The sequence below is a fragment of the Collinsella sp. AM38-1BH genome (assembly GCF_003467545.1).
Lineage (GTDB): Bacteria > Actinomycetota > Coriobacteriia > Coriobacteriales > Coriobacteriaceae > Collinsella.
This window is the reverse complement of sequence record NZ_QSHC01000012.1, coordinates 50,845-69,650: the sequence shown is the minus strand read 5'-3', so window position 1 is coordinate 69,650 and position 18,806 is coordinate 50,845. Positions and strand designations below refer to the sequence as shown.

The 18,806-nt window shown below is 62.6% G+C and carries 15 protein-coding genes and 1 tRNA gene; 2 read left to right on the top strand and 14 right to left on the bottom strand.

Going from position 1 to position 18,806, the window contains the following annotated elements:
- Window positions 1–348: 348 nt before the first annotated feature.
- The 8 genes from DW870_RS06480 to DW870_RS06445 form a co-directional block, all read right to left on the bottom strand.
- Window positions 349–690: a 4Fe-4S dicluster domain-containing protein gene (locus tag DW870_RS06480; RefSeq protein ID WP_117630030.1), complete on the bottom strand. Its 342-nt coding sequence runs from the start codon at window positions 688–690 to the stop codon at window positions 349–351.
- 7 nt (window positions 691–697) lie between these two features.
- Window positions 698–1,786 (bottom strand): nickel-dependent hydrogenase large subunit, encoded by a 1,089-nt coding sequence (locus DW870_RS06475; RefSeq protein ID WP_117630031.1) that lies wholly within the window; start codon window positions 1,784–1,786, stop codon window positions 698–700.
- Window positions 1,787–1,791: 5 nt separating this feature from the next.
- Window positions 1,792–2,511 (bottom strand): NADH-quinone oxidoreductase subunit C, encoded by a 720-nt coding sequence (locus DW870_RS09325; RefSeq protein ID WP_158565184.1) that lies wholly within the window; start codon window positions 2,509–2,511, stop codon window positions 1,792–1,794.
- Entirely contained in the window at window positions 2,511–3,128 is a 618-nt protein-coding gene (locus DW870_RS06465; RefSeq protein WP_117877243.1) for an NADH-quinone oxidoreductase subunit B family protein, read from the bottom strand. Before DW870_RS06465 ends, DW870_RS09325 begins: the two co-directional genes overlap by 1 nt.
- A 12-nt stretch (window positions 3,129–3,140) precedes the next feature.
- Window positions 3,141–6,023 carry a proton-conducting transporter membrane subunit gene (locus DW870_RS06460; protein ID WP_117583683.1) on the bottom strand — a complete coding sequence of 961 codons (2,883 nt, stop codon included), beginning with the start codon at window positions 6,021–6,023 and terminating at the stop codon, window positions 3,141–3,143.
- Between the two features lie 181 nt (window positions 6,024–6,204).
- A complete protein-coding gene (locus tag DW870_RS06455; protein ID WP_117877241.1) occupies window positions 6,205–6,600 on the bottom strand; it encodes a helix-turn-helix domain-containing protein in 396 nt (131 codons plus the stop codon).
- A 449-nt stretch (window positions 6,601–7,049) separates the two neighbouring features.
- Window positions 7,050–9,080: a bilirubin reductase, long form gene (gene bilR, locus DW870_RS06450; protein ID WP_233506182.1), complete on the bottom strand. Its 2,031-nt coding sequence runs from the start codon at window positions 9,078–9,080 to the stop codon at window positions 7,050–7,052.
- A 447-nt stretch (window positions 9,081–9,527) separates the two neighbouring features.
- A tRNA-Met gene (locus tag DW870_RS06445) sits at window positions 9,528–9,604 on the bottom strand.
- 196 nt (window positions 9,605–9,800) lie between these two features.
- Here DW870_RS06445 and DW870_RS06440 point away from each other — a divergent pair.
- On the top strand, window positions 9,801–10,574 hold the full coding sequence (locus DW870_RS06440; protein WP_158557001.1) for a type III pantothenate kinase: 774 nt from the start codon (window positions 9,801–9,803) through the stop codon (window positions 10,572–10,574).
- Window positions 10,575–10,594: 20 nt separating this feature from the next.
- Here DW870_RS06440 and DW870_RS06435 read toward each other — a convergent pair whose 3' ends face one another.
- The 3 genes from DW870_RS06435 to DW870_RS06425 form a co-directional block, all read right to left on the bottom strand.
- Window positions 10,595–11,296, bottom strand: a complete 702-nt coding sequence (locus tag DW870_RS06435) for a hypothetical protein (RefSeq protein ID WP_117769759.1) — start codon at window positions 11,294–11,296, stop codon at window positions 10,595–10,597.
- Window positions 11,297–13,039, bottom strand: a complete 1,743-nt coding sequence (gene folP, locus DW870_RS06430; protein ID WP_117877239.1) for a dihydropteroate synthase — start codon at window positions 13,037–13,039, stop codon at window positions 11,297–11,299.
- A 94-nt stretch (window positions 13,040–13,133) separates the two neighbouring features.
- Window positions 13,134–13,886, bottom strand: coding sequence for an NAD-dependent protein deacylase (locus tag DW870_RS06425; protein ID WP_117877237.1), 753 nt, complete (start codon window positions 13,884–13,886; stop codon window positions 13,134–13,136).
- Window positions 13,887–14,021: 135 nt separating this feature from the next.
- On the opposite strand from DW870_RS06425, the gene DW870_RS06420 reads away from it, so the two are divergent.
- Complete coding sequence (locus tag DW870_RS06420) at window positions 14,022–14,840, top strand: exodeoxyribonuclease III (protein ID WP_117877235.1); 819 nt, start codon at window positions 14,022–14,024, stop codon at window positions 14,838–14,840.
- 537 nt (window positions 14,841–15,377) lie between these two features.
- Here DW870_RS06420 and DW870_RS06415 read toward each other — a convergent pair.
- The 3 genes from DW870_RS06415 to DW870_RS06405 are packed head-to-tail and all read right to left on the bottom strand — an operon-like array spanning window position 15,378 to window position 18,617.
- Entirely contained in the window at window positions 15,378–16,091 is a 714-nt protein-coding gene (locus tag DW870_RS06415; RefSeq protein WP_117877233.1) for a DUF6580 family putative transport protein, read from the bottom strand.
- 4 nt (window positions 16,092–16,095) lie between these two features.
- A complete protein-coding gene (locus DW870_RS06410; RefSeq protein WP_117877232.1) occupies window positions 16,096–17,739 on the bottom strand; it encodes an ABC transporter ATP-binding protein in 1,644 nt (547 codons plus the stop codon).
- Window positions 17,739–18,617, bottom strand: a complete 879-nt coding sequence (locus DW870_RS06405; protein ID WP_117877256.1) for an energy-coupling factor transporter transmembrane component T — start codon at window positions 18,615–18,617, stop codon at window positions 17,739–17,741. Before DW870_RS06405 ends, DW870_RS06410 begins: the two co-directional genes overlap by 1 nt.
- Window positions 18,618–18,806: the final 189 nt, after the last annotated feature.

Sequence of the window (18,806 nt, the reverse complement as noted above, 5' to 3'; positions counted from 1 at the left end):
GGCCCATTTCGTGGCAGACGGGTCACGCGGCAGCCCTCGCAAGGCAAAAATGATCCGTTTCCCTCTGTCCACGGGAGATCAAAGGCTGTTACTGATATGGTGCCATTTCAAAACTATGCCGGTTTACGGGGCTAAAGTCGGAGCCCTCATCCATACCCCCTATTTTTGAAAAACAGCAAGCAGTCTACCTGCGGTTTTATTATCTTGGTTTTCGATATGGTCGGAGGTTCGCTATCCAGTCCCGTAATCCGGCATAGTTTTGTTCGCAGCGGCACAACCGCGCGCTCACGCGCGGGGCCGGCGGGGCATTTTTGCCCCGCCGGCCCCTATTCCAGTTCTACCCCTGCGCTACTCCGGCTTGGTTTCTACTGTGGGAGTCTTGTCCGCTGCGACTGGGGTGCGGGCGGTGTCCATAGTCAGGCAGTGCTTGGGGCAGCTCTCGATGCACTCACCGCACACCACGCAGGCATACGGGTCGATCGACCACGTTCCACCCTTGCGATCGACTGCGAGCGCGCCCGCCGGACAGCGACGCGCACACATGCCGCAGCAGATGCACGCGTCCATGTCGTTGACGATATGCCCGCGCAAGCGCTCGGGTGCCGCGAGCTTCTCCTGCGGATAGCACACCGTTACCGGCTGCTTGACCATAGAGCCCAAGGCCGTCTTGGCAAATGTCAGCAAACTCATGCCGCGCCTACCTTTCCGTGCAGCTAATGCAGGGGTCGATGGTCAGGATAATCATGGGCACGTTGGCAAGGAGCACGCCCTGCAGCGCATGTGTCAGACCCGCCAGGTTCTGCGACGTCGGCGTGCGCACGCGGAAGCGGTCCAGGTTCTTGGTGCCGTTACCGCGCACATAGTAATACGCCTCGCCGCGCGGCTGCTCAATCACAACCTCGCCGCGTGCGCCGTCGGCCGGCGTAAGCTTGGTGCGCCCGCCGATCCCGTCGTGCGGAATCTTGCCCACAAGCTCCTTAATGATGTCCATGGCCTGCGTGACCTCGGCACAGCGCACCTGGCAGCGGGCATAGCAATCGCCATCGGTGGCGACAACCGGCTCAAACGCAGCCAGGTCCGCATAGGCACCGTCGCTAAACATGCGCACGTCGTAGTCCACGCCCGAGGCGCGCCCAAACGGGCCGACCATCGACAGATCCAGCGCGTCCTTCTTGCTGATCACGCCCACGCCATGCAGGCGCTCGCCACAGCTGACGTCGTCCAAAAACGTATGCACCAGGGCCTCGTAGTCGGGACGCATGGCATCGAGCGTCTGGACAATGCCAGCCAGCTCGGAGTCCTCAATGTCGTGCTTTAGGCCGCCGATCTCGTTAATCGAAAGGATCACGCGGCCACCGCACGTGCTCTCGAAGATCTTGAGAATCTGCTCGCGCAGGGTCCACGACCGATAGAACAGCGCCTCGAAGCCAAAGGCATCGGCGAGCAGGCCCAGCCACAGCAGGTGCGAGTGGATGCGCGAAAGCTCGTGCAAAATAGTGCGGATATACTGCACGCGGCCGGGCACCTCGATGTCGAGCATGCGCTCGCAGGCGCTGGCATAGCCGTAGCTGTGGCCCACGGCGCAAATGCCGCAGATGCGCTCGGCGATGTAGCCAAACTGGTGCATGTCGCGCTTTTCGGTGAGCTTCTCGAGTCCGCGGTGCACAAAGCCGATCTGCGGAATTGCCTCGATGACGCGGTCGTCCTCGATCACCAGGTCCAGATGAAGCGGCTCGGGCAGCACCGGGTGCTGCGGGCCAAACGGAATTACGGAGCGATGAGCCATGGACCTTACGCCTCCTTTTTCTGCTTGTCGCGGGCGGCCTTGGCGGCAAGCGCCGCACGGACCTTGGCCGCTTTCTCGGGATCCATGGCGGCGAGCTTTGCCTCCATCTCGGCGGCCTTGAGCGCGGCCTTCGCAGCGGCATCGTCATGCTGGGCATCGGAGCCGGCAGCAGCAGCGGGCTGAGCAGCGGCAGTGCCCGCAGCATCGCCGGCACCCGCGGCACCCTCCCCCGCAGCAGCCGCAGCCGCGGCGGCCTTCTCGGCCGCGGCCTTGCGCGCCTTGGCCTCGGCGGCCGCGCGGACTTTCATGGCCTTCTCGCGCGCAGCCTTCACCTCGGGCGTGATGACGCTCATGGGTTCGGCAGTCGAGACCTGGTAGAAAAAGCCCTTAAAGTCGATCTGCATGTCGGTGATGGCAAGACCAAACAGGTCGTGGGCCTCATTTTCAAACGGGAACACCGCGGGGTAATACGAGCTGATGGACGGAATCTCCTGGTACTGGTCGATGCCCTCGACCACCAGGTTCTCGATCGCATAGCTGCCGTCCTGCGCAATATGCTCCTGAGCAGCACGGACGTTGATAAACGTATAGACCAAGCGATACGAGCCGTCGTCGACGTTGCGCTCGGCATGCATTTGCACAAAGCGCGCGCCGACGCCCTTGAGCGCCTGGACATGCGACAGGAGCTTGTCGATCCCGACGGTGGTATAGATAGCCTTTTGCATTACTCGGCCTCCTTTGCAGCGGCGGGCGTCTCAACAGGTGCGTCGCCAGCGGCGGGCGCAGCAGGCTTCCCGGCAGGCGCGTCACCGGCACCGTCAGTCCCGGCCCCCGCAGCCACAAACCCGTCCTCGCCCAGCTCAACGCCACCGTCCCAGGTAGCGGCACCGCCCACGGTGAGCGGATCGCCACCGGCGCGCAACACGGTCTCCTTCTGGTCCAGGATGCCGCACGCCTCCACGATGGCATCGATCACCGTCTCGGGGCGAATGGCGCACCCGGGCGCGTACACGTCCACGGGAATCGCGCGGTCCACGCCGCCGATCACGTTGTAGGCATCGCGGAATACGCCGCCCGAGCATGCGCAGATACCGCAGGCCACCACGCACTTGGGCTCGAGCATCTGGTTGTAAATCTGACGCACGACGGGCAGGTTCTGGGCATTGACCGACCCCGTCACCAAAAAGATATCCGCATGCTTGGGGTTGCCGGTGTTGACCACGCCAAAGCGCTCCGCATCGAACAGCGGCGTGAGCGAGGCCAGCACCTCGATATCGCATCCGTTGCAGCTCGAGCCGTCGTAATGAATAACCCACGGCGAGCGCGACATTTTATGATCCATGGATGCCGCCTCCTAAATAAACACGTCGACGAGGATGGGCATAAGGTTGAGCAGGCCAAACACCAGCGCCACGCCCCAGCCGAGCTTAAAGCAGCTGCGCCAGGTGCTGCGTGCGAAGGTGTTGTCGATCAGCACCTCGACAAAATACGTCGCGGCCATCACGACCAGGGCTACGACCCAGCTCACCGGGTTGTCCCAAACAAAGAACATGCCCACCCACATCAAAAACAGCACGGTCTCACACCAGTGCATAAGGGTCATCTTGGCCAGCGTGCCGCCGCTCATCTCGGTGGCGACGCCCTGGACAATCTCCTGATGCGCGTGATGCGAGTACGAAAGGTCGAACGGCGACTTGCGTAGCTTGATGGTGAGCACCGCAAGCAGCGCCAAGAAAATGGGCGCGCTGTACACGATGATGGGCGCCGACTGTCCGGTCACGGCGATGGAATCAAAGCTATCGGTGGCAAGGTACAGGCCCACGCTCATCAGCAGAACGGCGGGCTCGTAGCTCATGACCTGCAGCAACTCGCGGTCGGCACCGACCTGGGCAAACGGGCTTTGCGTCGAGGCGGACGCCAGCACCACAAAGATCGCGGCGAGCGTAACCATAAAAGCGCACAGCAGCGTGTTGGAGCCCGACACAAAGATGCCGCCGCCCACGACGGTAAAGATGAGCGCGCACGCCATATAGGTATCGTCCATGGTGTTTACGCTGGCAGGGGCCTTGCGCAGCAGCTTGGCAACGTCGTAGAAGGGCTGCAGCAGGCGCGGGCCCACGCGGCCCTGCATGCGAGCCGAAAGTTTGCGGTCGATGCCGTCGATCAAGCCGCCCGCAAGCGGCGCCAGCAAGGCAAACGCCACGGTGCCAATAAAGATGCCCACGACGCCCGAACCTTCGAAATACTTGCCGCGCAGCACCGAGGGCGCGCTCATGGCAAGCCGCTCGGGCCCAATCCATGCGCAACACAGCAGCGCAAACAAGATAATGCTGCAGCATACGACGCTACCCGCGGGGCCAATACGCTTCTCGCCAAGGGCGTCCTCCGAGTACCAATTGCGCTTTTCGGCCTTCACCTCGTGTCCCATCGAGCCGCGGAAATGGCGATATTTGTCGGTTCCCACGCCCGAAAGGTACACGTTGACGTGCGGTTTGTTGCTCACGCGGAATGACGTCAGCAGCACCACGGCGATAAAAGCCACGATAACCACCATCAGATACATGGCGTCCTTGCCAATAACGTACGGCACGCGGCCAAACACCATGGCCAAGTAAGGCGACACCAGACCGCTCGAGATAACCGGAAACGCCACGCAGCACAGAATCAGCAGCGCGGCGATGGTGTTGAGGGCCATCCATTCGGTCTTATGGACATTGACCTCAACGTTTTGAGCCGTGGGGTCGACGCCCGAAAGCTTGGCAAGCCACTTGCCCCAGAAGTAAAACGTCGCGGCCGAGCCAAAGGCAAGCACCATGATCATGAGCACGTTGCCGGTCTGCGCAAACGCCACCAGGGCGCCCCACTTGGACACGAGCATGCCAAACGGCGCCACAAACATGCCCATAATGCCCAGCATCATCAGACGCGTCAGGTGCGGCATGCGGCTGAACATGCCGTCCATGTCCTCGATATTGCGGCTGCCGATATGATGCTCGGCCGTGCCCACGCACAGGAACAGCAGCGACTTGGCCACCGTGTGGAACAAGATCAGGAAGATGGCCGCCCATACGGCCTCGGGCGCGCCGACACCCAAGCAGGCACTGATGAGGCCCAAGTTGGAAATGGTGGAGTACGCGAGCACGCGTTTGGCGTTGCTCTGCGAGATGGCCATGAGTGCAGCGAGCAAAAACGTGATGGCACCCACACTCGTGACCATAAAGCCGGTCACGGGGTAGATGGCATAGAGTGGGCTCAGCTTGACCATCAGGAACACGCCGGCTTTGACCATGGTTGACGAGTGCAGCAGGGCGCTCGTGGGAGTGGGTGCAACCATGGCACCCAACAGCCAAGTGTGGAACGGCATCTGTGCGGCCTTGGTGAGCGCGGCGAGCGACAACAGGATGACCGGCATCACCAGCAGCGCGGACTGCGCGGTTCCGGTGCCGGAAAGCTCGATCATGCCCGAGATGGTCAGCGGCATGCCGTTAACGTGCAGATACATAAGTCCGGCCAAAAACGCGATGCCGCCCAGCATGTTGAGGATGATTTGGGTAAAGGCGTTCTTGATGGCCTCGGGCGTACGCGTGTAGCCAATCATAAGGAACGAACACACGGTGGTGATTTCCCAGCCGCAGAACAGCCACTCAAGGTTGTCGCTCGTCACGATGACGAACATGGCCGAGAGGAACAGGAACATGAGCGCCAGGAACTGCGGGCGACGGTCGGGCGCGGTCTGCCCGCGCAGCGCGGCCTCGTGCTCGTCATGGGCCTGGAAGTCCTTCATGTAGCCCAGGGCATACAAGCAGATTAGACTGCCAACGATGCCGACGGCGAGGACCATGATCACGCTCATGTAGTCCAGGTAGAGTGGCGTTGCCGTGACGGCTTCGGCCGCGGGCAGCGTCATGGCTGCAAAGGCGAGCGAGCCCACCAGCTGGACTATGCCGAGCACCGTGGTGAGCGCGTTCCTATATTTGTACGCGTTATACAGGATGACAGCGCACAGGATGACGTCGATAACGGAACTGATGATCGAGAGCACATGCGAGGTGCCGGGGGCAACCTCGAAGCTCTGCGGGCCCGTGCCAAAAAACATGACGGCGACTACAACCGTCACCGCCATAATGATGCCAGAGCCTACAAGCCCTACCGCATCGCGGGCGCGGTCACCGCGCGCGAGCAGCATGCCCAGCGCCGGTACCAGCGGAAACAGGGTAAGGAAATACAGTAGCGTCATACCATCACTCCCCCATGCAAAAACGCTGCAATTGTTTAACGTTATAGCTCAGTTGAGGAGTAGCGGCGGCGGGTTTTCGGTCAACTGGGGAGTTTTAGGCGTACGGGGTAACGAGTCTGTCCGCTTTGGAGCAGAGGGGCGGCAAGAAAAATGCGCCCCTGTGGGCGCACCATCCCATTCGCTATTCCGCCTTTTTAACGCGCGGCTTGCGACCGCGCGGCTTATCGGCCAGCGCGGACTCACCGCTCTCGCGATACTGGCGGCACCAGGCCTTGACCGAAGACTCGCTGGGGATCTTGTGCTTGATCATGGCCTCGCGAACCGTCGGGCCGTTTTCCAGGCGATCCTTTACCACGGCGAGCTTGACGTCGTACGAATACGTGCGGTGATGCGAACCCGCGTTAAGCACGGCGTCGGCACCGCCCACGGCGTATGCGCGGGCCCACTGACGAGCCGTGGCCTGGGGAATGCCGAGCTCCGCGGCGAGGGCACGATGACCGACCCCCTCTTGGAGGACCTCGACGGCGCGCTGCCTAACCTCGGGCGCATGCGTGCGAGTCCTAGTTGCTTCCGACATACCTGCCACTTCTTAGCCTTAACCGTTAATCTGCTTTCTTACGTGCAAGTTAGATAGTAGCATTTTACTGTTTGCTCAAAGCAGTTAATTAAAATAGACGCGGCGTTATCTGGGCATTTGGCACCAAATTACGACATTTCTTTATCGATTATTTACGCTGGTAGCTGACTCGCAGCTAATCGTCATTCGCTTGTCAACAAAATTGGCATCTCTTTATGTCCTTTGGTATAGAGGATATAATTATTAACCCCTCCCCCAATATTTTTGAGTGATCTGCAAGGCAGTAGACGTCCTCACTCCTCATGATTACCGCGCATTGCCATCCACCGGAGCAAAACAAAAAGGGCGGGACCTGCTGCGCTTGCAGGCCCCGCACCGGTTAACACCCGACGGGACACAGCCGGGCGAGACGGATCCGTGCTACCGCCCCGCCTGGCCGCGATGTTCAACTACAGCTCGTTGGCCGCGTGATACGCCGTGCGAATGGCGCTCGCAATGTCGGCGGTGCGCTCACCCGAGCAGTCGCCCACGCAAGTCACGGGCACCGTCACGCCATCCAGGTCAAACGCGTTGGCCTTGGAGCCCACGGCCATCACCACGTAATCGCAGGCGATCTTCACCGGCTCCTCGGCGCCGTCCTCGGTGGTGCAAATGGCCTCAACGCCCTCGTCGGTAATGGCGGTCAGGCGGGTCTTCACGTGCTGCTCCACGTTGTGCTCGGCAAAGTCGCTCATAATCAGCGGCAGAATGGTCTCGGACTCGCCCGCGGCAATCTTGTCGAGCATCTCCACGATCGCCACCTGGCAGCCGTGCTGCAGCAGGTACTCGGCAGTCTCGGTGCCCACCAGGCCACCGCCAATGACGGCGGCGCGGCCCGTAAGCTCCACCTTGCCGGCCAGCACGTCCCAGCTCGAGACGACCTTCTCCGAGTCGGCGCCCGGAACGGGGATGACCACGTCGTGCGCGCCCACGGCCACAATCGCGGCATCGGCGGCGTTGAGGTCCGCGGGGCTAGCGGCATGGTTGAGCTCAACCTTCACGCCCAGGCCGGGCAGAATCTTCTCGTAATACTCGACCGAGCGCATGATCTCGTCCTTGCGCGGAGGCGCGGCCGCCAGCACAATCTGGCCGCCCAGATGATCGCTCGCCTCGTAGACGGTCACATCGTAGCCGCGCTTGGCCGCCACGCGCGCGGCCTCCAGGCCGGCAATACCGCCGCCCACCACGGCGATCTTCTTGTCGCCCTCGCCCGGCTTGATGGCGATGGTCGCCTCGTCGCCGTTCTCGGCATTGAGCACGCACGAGATGTACTTGCGATTTTGAATCGCGTCGACGCAGCCCTTGTTGCAGTTGAGGCACTCGCGGATGGGCTCACCCGTGGCGGCCTTCAGCGCAATGTCGGGGTCGCACATGAGCGAGCGGCCATAGGCGATGATGTCGGCGGCGCCGTCTTCCAGAATCTTCTCGCCGGCCTCGACCGAAACAACACGGCCGACGGTTGCCACCGGCACGGAGACCAGGGCCTTGACGCGCTCGGCCACGGGCAGCGTCCAGTTGTAGGGCATGGCGCCCATGGGCGGAATGGTGTCGCCCATGTTGCCGGTGTGGTTGGCCTGTGCGACCTGGATCATATCGATGCCCGCGCCCTCGAGCAGCTTGGCGAACTCGCAGGCCTCGTCGGGCTGCAGGCCGCCCTTGCCGCGCGGCGTGCCGTCGGGGTTCTCCATGATCACGGGGAGCTTGTACTCCACCATCAGCTGCGGCGCGGCTTCCTTAATGGCAGCGACGACCTCCAGCGCGTAGCGAACGCGGTTCTCGAACGAGCCGCCGTACTCGTCGGTGCGCTGGTTGAGGATGGCCGAGCACAGCGAACCTACCAGGCGGTCGCCGTGGACCTCGATGGCATCGATCCCGGCCTGCTGCGCGCGAGCGGCCGAGGCGGCGATAGCCTCCTTGATCTGGGTGAGCTGCTCCACACTCGCCTCGTTCACAAAGTGCTGCATGTCGTGGTGCAGCTTGGCGTAGGCCTGGTTGCGGATCTCGTTGGACTCGGCCATCTTGGCGGCAAAGGTCTCCTCGTCGCCGGCGGCCTTGGCCTCCTGCGCGGCCTTGGCGGCGGCCATGGATCCCATGACCATGCGGCCGACACCGGGCACGTCGTACTCGGGGTGGAACAGCTGCAGCGCGACCTTGGCGCCGTGCTTGTGGACGGCATCGGCCAGGGCCTTAAACGTGGGGATTTGGGCGTCGGTCGCCAGCTTGGGCGTGGGGCTTGCGGTCATGACGGGAGCAACGTCGCCGATGACGATGTAACTCACGCCGCCACGGGCCAAGCGCTCGTAAAAAGCCAGGCTGCGCTCGCCAATGGAGCCGTCACGCTCCTCGTAGCCGGTGGTCAGCGGCGGAAACATAATGCGGTTTTTGAGCTCAAGGGGGCCAACCGTAATGGGCTGAAGCAGCTTGGATGCAGGTGCGGTCATGGACATTCCTCTCTTGTAGGCGCGGCGGCGATGTTGCCGCGTAGTTGTCTAGAGGATATGGCATGGGAATACAACAGCGCAACGGAAATCGGCGGACAGCAGGTAGCGGCAGGTGGATGGGGCAGGGCGGCCCGTCGGTTTGTCTCAATCTGTAACAGTTACGCGACAAAACCGGGTCTTACTGTTACAGATCGAGACAAACCAAACCCGCCTGCTAAAAAATCTCAATCTATAACAACAACTCGGCAAAATCCGTCCCTCGTGTTACAGATTTAGACAAACGAAGACCGTCCTGCCGAAACATCTCGATCTGTAACACTTAGCCGCCCAAATCGGGTCTAGATGTTACAGATCGAGATTTTGTTTAAGAAGCCGAGAATTGGACCGAAAACACAGTCCCGGAATAACAAAAAAGCTCGCCGGCTAGGCCGACGAGCTGCAAGTTCTTGGTCGCGGGGGCAGGATTTGAACCTACGACCTCCGGGTTATGAGCCCGGCGAGCTACCAGACTGCTCCACCCCGCAATGTCTGGGCGCCTCATGTGCGCAAGAAAGAATATTACGCGGGAGTTCGGTAAACGGCAAGGAAAATCTCGTAGAGCATAATTCCTTCATATTTAAACCCCTCAGCCCCTATCACCGTAAACGAATCGCAGCCGAGCGCCGTCGACGGCACGTATACAATGGTGCGCGTCCTTTTATGCCGACACCGGGAGTAGACATGCTGCTCGCTATCGATATGGGAAACACGCAGACGGCCATGGGCCTGTTTGACGGAGACGAGCTGGTGCAGTCGTGGCGCATGCCCACCGACCGCTCCTATACCGCCGACGAGATCCATGTGCGCCTGATGGGTTTCTTTAAGATGTACGGCCTTTCGCTCGATGCGGTCGACGCGATCGCCTTTGCGGGCGTGGTGCCGCAGCTCTCGCGCGAGTGGCACGCCGTGGCCGACCGCATTGCCGCGGACGCCATCGTCATCGGGCCGCAGACGGCCGCCGTAACCAAGCTGCGGGCGGCGCGCCCCCAGGCCGTTGGTGCCGACCGCATCGCCAACGCCGTCGCTGCCGAGACCTTCTATGGCGCGCCGGCGATCGTGGTGGACTTTGGCACCGCGACCAATATCGACGTCATCGATGAGGACGGTTATTACATTGGCGGAGCGATCGCGCCGGGCATTCGCATCTCCATGGACGCGCTTGCCGCCCGTGCCGCCAAGCTCGCCAGCGTGCCGCTCGAGGCGCCCGAGCACGCCATCGGCCGCGATACCGAGGAGTGCATCAAGGTCGGCGCCGTAACGGGCGCCGCCGCCATGGCTGAGGGCCTGGTCGCGCGCATGAAGCGCGAGCTGGGCCGCGAGGATGCCACCGTTATCGCCACGGGCGGTCTCGCCAGCATCGTCGCCGATTCGACCGACGCCTTCGACATAGTCGACGGCCAACTCACCATCAAAGGCATCTGCGAAATCTACCGCCGCATGCAGGAGTTAGCGTAGGCTCTGGCGAAGCCGAGACGCTACAGCCCGCGAATTCGTACAGCCTCGGGCGGAAACTCCTGCTCGCCGGCATCGGTCTTGATGGTCGCGCGGCCCCAGATGTCCAGGCCCGCAAACACACCGACCGCAAGCGGCAAGCCGTTGGGAGACACCGCCGCAACCTGGCGGCCCAGCAGCGGCACCATGTCGAAGTACTCGCCCAGCACGGGAGCCAGCGGCCCTGCGGCGCCTTGCGGCGTGTTGGCAACAACCGCCCAGGCGTCCACGCGGGCCAGCACGGCGGCGGCCAGCGTCTCGACCAGCGCTTCGTCAGCCACGTCCACACCAAGCTCGCTCAGCGCCGAACGCTCAATATCCACCGTCACGGCACCGAACATGCCCGCAGCACCGGCACCGCCGTTCACGGCAACACGCGCGAGCGACGTCTCAAACGCAGGCGCACCGCACACGATATCGCTCGGCCACTGGATACCCACCTTACCGGCAAGGCCCAACCCCGGCGTCGAAGCCGTGCCCACAAGCGCGTCCATCATGCCCATAGCCGCCACAAACGGCAGGCCGTGGAAGGCATGCATGTTCACATCGGGGCGCACGACCAGCGAAAACATCAGCGATGCATCGCCCGCGCTCCACGCGCACCAGCCCGCGGACATGCCCTCGCGGCCCGCGTCGCGCGCCGCGTCGAGCTCGGTGCCAGCGGCAACAGCATTCATCTCGATCATCTACATACGCCCCAATTCGCCCACGATATGGCCCACGCGGTCCTCGGGCTCCTTGACCTCGACGCCGTTGTAGCGGAAGAACCGCGCCGGGTCGTGCATCAGGTCCTCGAGCGGCACCAGCACAAAATCGCGTTCGCCGATCAGCGGATGCGGCAGGCGCAGCTTTTTGCCGCCGTGGGTCTCGCCGTCCATCCACAGCAGGTCCAGGTCGATGGTGCGCGGACCGTTGGCCTTGGCCTTTTTGGAGCGGTCGCGCCCCAGCTCGACCTCGATCTTCATGAGCTCGTCGAGCAGCACCAACGGCGCCAGCTCGGTCTTAATCTCGATGACAGCGTTGGCAAACGCGTCCTGGCGCGTCTCGTAGGCCGGCTCGCTCTCGTAGATCTTGGAGGAGTTGGACACGCAGGTGAGCGGAATCTCGGCGATCATGTCGCGCGCGGCGCGGATGTTGTCGCAACGATGCCCCAGGTTGGAGCCCACGGCCACAAACGCACGGCGCGGCTGCGGCTTGGCGACGGCCCAGTAACCGTTCAGGAACTGCGCAAAACCCGCGGCGTCGTGCACGCGCACGATGTTGGCACCGGCCTGGATGGCGCCCAGGCACACGCCAAACGTGGCGGCATCGCGCGCGGCGGCCTCGGTCACGCCCGAGACAGCGCCCACAAAACGCTTGCGCGACACGGCGCACATGAGCGGATAGCCCAGTGACGCCATCTTGGCAGTCTCGCGCTGGATGACGATGTCCTCGTTAGCCGACTTACCAAAGCCCGGGCCAGGATCGATGCAGATGCGGTCGCGCGACACGCCGGCATGGATGAGTGTGCGGGCCTGGTCGGACAGAAAGCCCATGACGCGGCGCATGATGGGCGCCGAATCGGGCAGGGTAAAGCGGCGGAGCTGAGAGGTGGGCACGTAGGCCTCCTCGCGGCGGGCGCTGCGGCGCATCATGGCGGCCAGGCGGTCATTGGACTCCGATTCGGCCTCGGTGGCTGCGGGCGCGGCCTCGGGTGCGGGCGCGACGGTCTCGGCGGCAGCAGCCCGCTCGGCGGCGGGCGTCTCCTGCTCGCTTGCAGGCTCGGACGTGGGCTCCGGCTCGCCAAACGGCAGTGAGGGCTGTACCACACCGCCCGGAAGCTTGGCCTCAACCTTGGGCTCGCCCAGCAACTTGCCGCGACGGCGACGGGCCGGCTTCTCGGCCTCACGCGCGGCCTCGGCAGCCGCCTCGCGCGCCTTCTCGGCAACAAACGCCGCTGCCGAGGTATCGAGCTGCACCGTCGCGTGCGTGCGTGCGGGTACGGCGACCTCGCCGGCATGCATTACGATGACGCCGCAGGTGCTCGTCTTAACGAACTCGACCATCTTGGGGTCGGTGAAGCCCGTCACATCGTTGACGATCGAGGCGCCGCAGCGCACGGCCGCCTTGGCAACCGCCACATGACGCGTATCGATCGAGACGATGGCGCCCTCTTTGGCGAGCGCGCGCACGACGGGCAGCACGCGACGCGCCTCCTCATCGGGGTTGACCGGGGTAAAGCCGGGGCGCGTGGACTCGCCGCCCACGTCGATGATGTCGGCGCCGGCATCGAGCATCGCCAGGCCGTACTCGATGGCGGCATCCGGGTCGAAGTGCTCACCGCCGTCGCTAAACGAATCGGGCGTCACGTTGAGGACGCCCATGATGCGCGGACGGTCAAAGCTGAGCTCGTACTTTCCGCACCGCCATGTCTTGCTATCGTTCGCCATGAACATCCTCCTCAAATGCCCGCGCCGCCGCGCTCGGGCGCAGGCGGCGGGGTCGCTTTGCAATCAGTCTTTCTATTGTATCCGCGCACACGGGCTAGAACGCAAACGCGGCCGCGATGTCGCAAGAAATCAGCAGGTCGGCATTTGCATCCTGATCGGTGGGAGCAAGGTTGCATATGGCCAGCGTATCGCCGGTAAAGTATCGCGTAAGGCCTGCCGCCGGATACACCACGAGCGAGGTCCCGCCCACAATGAGGGCATCGGCCGCGGCGATGGCGGCAACGGCACCGGTCAACACACGCTCGTCGAGCGGCTCTTCGTAGAGCACCACATCGGGCTTGATTCGACCACCGCACGCGGGGCACACGGGCACGCCCGCGGCGTCCTCGTGCTCGCGCGAGCAAATCCACTCGGCGCTATAGACCGCTCCGCACGACTGGCAAATGTTGCGATGGACCGATCCGTGCAACTCAAACACGCGCTGCGAGCCCGCCATCTGGTGCAAGCCGTCGATGTTTTGCGTCACCACGGCATCAAGCTTGCCGGCGCGCTCCAGCTCGGCAAGCTTGGTGTGACAGCGGTTGGGCTTGGCGCCAAGCGCAATCATCTTGGTGCGGTAGAAGTCGAAAAACTCGGCCGGATGCGCCTCATAAAAGCTATGCGAAAGCATAGTCTCGGGCGGGTAGGCAAACTGCTGGTGATACAGGCCGTCCACGCTGCGGAAATCGGGGATGCCGCTCGCCGTGGAAACACCGGCGCCGCCAAAGAACACCACACGCTTGTGGGTACCGAACAGCTCCGCCAGTGCGGCGGAGGCCTGCTTGGGGTCCGATATTGCCTGCGTCATATGAGTCCTCCGTCCTTGTTGGTCGGGCAGCATCGGGCGACATCCCGGCATGCGGCCTTTGAGTCAGCACGCGCGGAGCCCACCCCGCCCCTGTTGCGCTAATCTTAAGCCTGCAAACCCCGTCGAAAGGACACCATGCCTCAGACTTACACCTTTGCCTCGTGGAACGTCAACGGCCTGCGCGCCGTGCTCAAAAAGGACCCGAGCTTTATCCAGATCGCGCAAGAACTCGACGTCGATATCCTGGCGCTGCAAGAGACCAAGCTGCAAGAAGGCCAGGTTGATATTGACCTGCCCGGCTATCGCCAAACCTGGAGCTACGCCGAGCGTAAAGGCTATTCAGGCACTGCGGTCTTTAGCCGCCAGGAACCGCTGCGCGTGCTGCACGCCGATGCGCTGCTGCCCTACGCCGGCGAAGGCGAGGCTGCCGAGCTCGTTGCCCAAGCCGCGACCGAGGGCCGCGTCTGCGCGTTGGAGTTCGACAAGTTCTGGTTTGTCGACGTCTATACGCCCAACGCCCAAAATGAGCTCGCGCGCATCGATGTGCGCATGGCCTGGGACGATGCCTATCGCGGCTTTTTGAGCGCGCTTGAACGCGAGACCGGCAAGCCCGTCGTAACTTGCGGCGACTTTAACGTGGCGCATGAGGAGATCGACCTTAAGAACCCCAAGTCCAACCGCGGCAACGCTGGCTTTTCGGACGAGGAACGCGGCAAGTTCACCGAGCTGCTCAACGCCGGGTTTACCGATACCTGGCGCGCGGCAAACCCCGACGTCGAGGGCGTCTACAGCTGGTGGAGCTACCGCTTTAATGCCCGCAAGAACAACGCCGGCTGGCGCATCGACTACTTCCTGGTAAGCGACGCAATCGCCGACAACGTACGCGACACCGGCATCCGCGGCGACATCTTTGGCAGCGACCACTGCCCCGTTACCCTCGCGCTAGAGCTCTAGCCCCAGCTGATCCCCTGGGGACGGAGGAAAACGAATCATTTTGGGCCTCGTGGGGGTATCCACGTGACCCATCCGCCACGAAACACGCCCATCTACTACGTTTAAGCCACCACCCTCAACCACAGCGAACAACGCAAAAAGAAAACCGCAGGTAGAAAGCCTGCGGTTTTTCATAAAACGCGGTCATGGTCGGGACTATCAAGCTAAACGTAGTAGATGGGCCAGTTTCGTGGCAAGCGCCGTCAACTGATTCCCTGGGGACATCTGGGGACGGAAGAAAATGGATCAATTTGGCTCTCTGAGGGCCACGATGCCCGTCATATCAGCCGGCCATTCCAAAACTATGCCGGTTTACGGGGCTGAATCGCAAACCCCCAACCATATGCAATTCCGAGATAATAAAACCGCAGGTAGACGGTGTGCCCTATTTCGAAAAATGCTGGTATGGTCGGCCCGCGCCAATCTAGCCCCGTAAACCGGCATAGTTTTAAAATGGCACTTCGGCAGTATTGATTCCCCGCCCCGGCGCAACCAGCCCTACAGCCCGTATTTCACGACGACACGGTTAATGCGACGGCACCAAGGCTTGTACAAGGCGGCCAAAAACACGCAGGTCGCAAGGCCGTGCGTAATATCGAACGGCACTGCCGTGGCAAGACGCGCCACGGCACCCGCCCAAGTAAGCGGCTGTACAAAACCAATGATGTCATACGCGTTGATCACGACGCCATACAGCAAGCCCGACGCAAAGCCATACGCCAACAGTGCCGGCATTCGCACGGTTCCATCGGCGCGGTCAAACGCGCCCGCATGCGCCAGTGCGCCACCGATATAGCCCACCAGACCCCAGGCATACATCTGCCACGGCGTCCACATGCCCTGCCCAAAAAAGAAATTGCTGGTCAGCGCTGCCAACGCGCCAACCATAAAACCATTGCGGCGACCAAGCGTCGCCCCCGCGATAATGGCGATGGCGCTCACCGGTTTAAAGTCGGGAATGGGGCCAAACAAGATGCGCCCCGCCGCGGCCAACGCCGCCAACACCAGCGTGGGCATAATCTGGCGCAGGCCCGGGCGCGACGCCTCGTAACCCGCAAAGAACAGCGCAAGCACCAGCGCCACCACGACAAGCATGGCAAGCGCCGCCTGCTCAACGCCCGCCAGCAACGTTGCAGCCATCACGGCTGGCACCGCCAGCAGCAGCGGTATCTCCAGTTTTGCAAGCAAGCGCGAGAAACGACAGTCCGTCATCCCATCACGCCCTATAGAACACGTTGTCGGCAAAGAAGTCGGCCTGGGGCTCCATGCAGGCAATCTCGCCATCGAACATCATGACGATGTCGTCGGCGACCTGCTCAGCAAAGTCCAAATCGTGCGTAGCCATGATGACGGTGCCGCCAGCCTTCGCATGGTCACGCAGGGCGCGGGCGATGATGCGGCGGCTCTCCAGGTCCAAGCCCTTCGTGGGCTCGTCAAGCAGCAGCAGCTCGGGGCCAATCAGCAGCAGCTTTGCCAGCGCGAGCAGCTGGCGCTGTCCGCCCGAGAGGTCGTAGGGGTGGCGCGTCTCCAGGCCGTCCAATCCCAGTTGCGCCGCACGCTCCCGCGCCAAGTTCTCGTCATATCCGCAGGTCGAGGCCCATTCCATCAGCTCATCGCGAACCGTCTCGGCGACCAGCAGGGCCTTGGGATTCTGTGGCAGCAGCGCCGCCGAAGCCGTCCCACGCACCATGCGGCCACGCTGCAGCTTGGCGGTCTTCGCCAGCACCGAGAGCATCGTCGACTTACCGCATCCGTTGCCGCCCACGATCGCATGCACCGCACCGGCCGAAAACGCCACGTCGATCCCGCGCAGCACCCAACCGCCCGCGCGATCGTAGCGAAACCAGCCCTCCGACAGGGTGGTAGCCGACCCGCCGTGCATTTTTTGGAGTATTCTGCTTCCATCCGTGCGCGGGAAGGCTTCCGAGCCGTTCTCGAGCGACGTTTGCGCCACAAATTCGGACGATTTGTCCAATTCCGAACTTTTTTTCGCGCTTGATACGTCCCCGGGCGGCTCCAGAGAGTCCAAATTGTCCTCACGCCTGCTGAATACTCCGTTTTTTGCACATCGGATGGCACCCCACCCCAACATGTCATCGGAAAACAGCGATTCTCGGCGTCCCAAAGAAGCCATATCTGCCACCTCGCGCACGCGACCGCCCTTAATCCGGTACGCACACGTCGCATACTCGAGCATCGGCCGCGGTTGATGCGTAGCCACAACAACCGTGCAGCCCAGCTCGCGATTCACACGAAGCAGCGCGTGCAGAAAATTCTTCTCGGCAACGGGGTCCAGTTGGGACGTAGGCTCGTCGAGCAGCAGCACGCGCGGGCGCAACGCCAGCACGGCCGCCAAGGACAGCAGCTGCTTGCGTCCCCCCGAAAGCGTGTCGGTATCGCGGTGGAGCCAATCCTCCAGCCCAAAGAAATAGCTGGTCTCGGCCACGCGACGGCGCATCTCGTCGCGCGACATGCCCAAGTTTTCCAGGCCAAAGGCCATCTCGTGCCACACGGTCTCGCACACAATCTGGTTCTCGGAGTCCTGAAACACATAGCCCACGCGCTCCGCGGACGTCCGAACATCCATGTCGGCGACACTCTCGCCCAGCACGCGCAGCTCGCCAGCGCATTCGCCCGTCGGCGAAATCTCGGGCTTGAGCAGCGAGAGCAGCGTCGACTTACCCGACCCGGTACCACCCACCAGCAGTGCAAACGCACCTTGGGGAACAGACCAGTCGAGTCCATCGAGTACCGGCGCCTCAGCCCCGGGGTAGGCAAAGCTCAGGCCCCGCACCTCAATCGCAGGCACATCGGGGCCGCACGCCCCGCCCGTTACCGAGCAGTTATCCAACCGGGTCATCAGCCAAACCTCTTCTCGTCAATCGCGTGCAGCACGCAGGGCAACACCATCCAAGCCGCGTACACAATATAGCCCAGCCACGGCGCCGGCACCGAGAGCTGCGGATAAAACGAATACTGCGTTGTCGCGGTCCATGCCACCGCCACCGCGGCGGCACCAAACAGCGCAAGCCCAACCAGCGCGGCAACGTCGCTGCGCCCCAGCCGATACCGCGCATACGTCGTACGACGCGTCGCGGCACCCCACCCGCGCGAGCGCATCGCGTCCGCGCGCTCCAGCGAATCTTCCATGCCCCAGCCCATCAACACGCTCGACGCCCGCAGGCGCGAGCGTACGGGGTCGGCCGGCGCGCGGCCCGGCACATCAATCGCATCCTGCACCGCCAGCACCGTACGACCGCGGCGCAAAAACTGCGGGATAAGCCTCATGCACATCGAGATCATGAGCGCAATCACCGGCGCGGCATTGCCCAGCAGCGCGAGTACCCTGTCGTATTCGAGCATCGATGCCGCCGCCTCAAACCACAACACGCTCGCCACAAACAGCCCGCCCATGCACAGGCCGTATACCATGCTCTCCAGATATACCGCGCGCATGCCAATACGGAACAGCTCCGTCGAACCCGAGGCGCTAAACAGCGGATTAAGCAGCGCGATAATCAAAATCACCGGCAGCTGCCAGCGGAGTGCGCCCAGCGTGCGGGCAGCCCCACGCATCGCAAATCCATACGCCAGCCCGCCCGCAAGTGACAGCGCAATCAGCACCGGCTGCATCGAGAACATAGTGAGCCCCAGCGTCAGCACTATATAGAGTGCCGGCACAGCCGGATGCGACATCGAGAATGCCGCGACGGGCTCGTTGCCCGATTCCTCTCGCATGATATCCACGGGCACCCCATCCCCTCGCTCAAACGTCAACGCCGCAGCGCCGCCACCATACACAACCAGCGCAAACACCGCGTCAACGACACCGACATCGGCGGCAATGCGTCAATCGTTACGCGCTCGTCATATGCCTGCGGTATCATATTGCGCCGTGTATCGTTTCCAAACACACGTCTCTAATAA

Coding starts and splice junctions, on each gene's coding strand:
- DW870_RS06455 (WP_117877241.1), bottom strand. CDS start 6,600: ATGTCGGAAGCAACTAGGACTCGCACGCATGCGCCCGAGGTTAGGCAG.
- DW870_RS06480 (WP_117630030.1), bottom strand. CDS start 690: ATGAGTTTGCTGACATTTGCCAAGACGGCCTTGGGCTCTATGGTCAAG.
- DW870_RS06420 (WP_117877235.1), top strand. CDS start 14,022: ATGCCTCAGACTTACACCTTTGCCTCGTGGAACGTCAACGGCCTGCGC.
- DW870_RS06440 (WP_158557001.1), top strand. CDS start 9,801: ATGCTGCTCGCTATCGATATGGGAAACACGCAGACGGCCATGGGCCTG.
- DW870_RS06410 (WP_117877232.1), bottom strand. CDS start 17,739: ATGACCCGGTTGGATAACTGCTCGGTAACGGGCGGGGCGTGCGGCCCC.
- DW870_RS06475 (WP_117630031.1), bottom strand. CDS start 1,786: ATGGCTCATCGCTCCGTAATTCCGTTTGGCCCGCAGCACCCGGTGCTG.
- DW870_RS09325 (WP_158565184.1), bottom strand. CDS start 2,511: ATGCAAAAGGCTATCTATACCACCGTCGGGATCGACAAGCTCCTGTCG.
- bilR (WP_233506182.1), bottom strand. CDS start 9,080: ATGACCGCACCTGCATCCAAGCTGCTTCAGCCCATTACGGTTGGCCCC.
- DW870_RS06415 (WP_117877233.1), bottom strand. CDS start 16,091: ATGACGGACTGTCGTTTCTCGCGCTTGCTTGCAAAACTGGAGATACCG.
- folP (WP_117877239.1), bottom strand. CDS start 13,039: ATGGCGAACGATAGCAAGACATGGCGGTGCGGAAAGTACGAGCTCAGC.
- DW870_RS06425 (WP_117877237.1), bottom strand. CDS start 13,886: ATGACGCAGGCAATATCGGACCCCAAGCAGGCCTCCGCCGCACTGGCG.
- DW870_RS06405 (WP_117877256.1), bottom strand. CDS start 18,617: ATGCGAGAGGAATCGGGCAACGAGCCCGTCGCGGCATTCTCGATGTCG.
- DW870_RS06460 (WP_117583683.1), bottom strand. CDS start 6,023: ATGACGCTACTGTATTTCCTTACCCTGTTTCCGCTGGTACCGGCGCTG.
- DW870_RS06435 (WP_117769759.1), bottom strand. CDS start 11,296: ATGATCGAGATGAATGCTGTTGCCGCTGGCACCGAGCTCGACGCGGCG.
- DW870_RS06465 (WP_117877243.1), bottom strand. CDS start 3,128: ATGGATCATAAAATGTCGCGCTCGCCGTGGGTTATTCATTACGACGGC.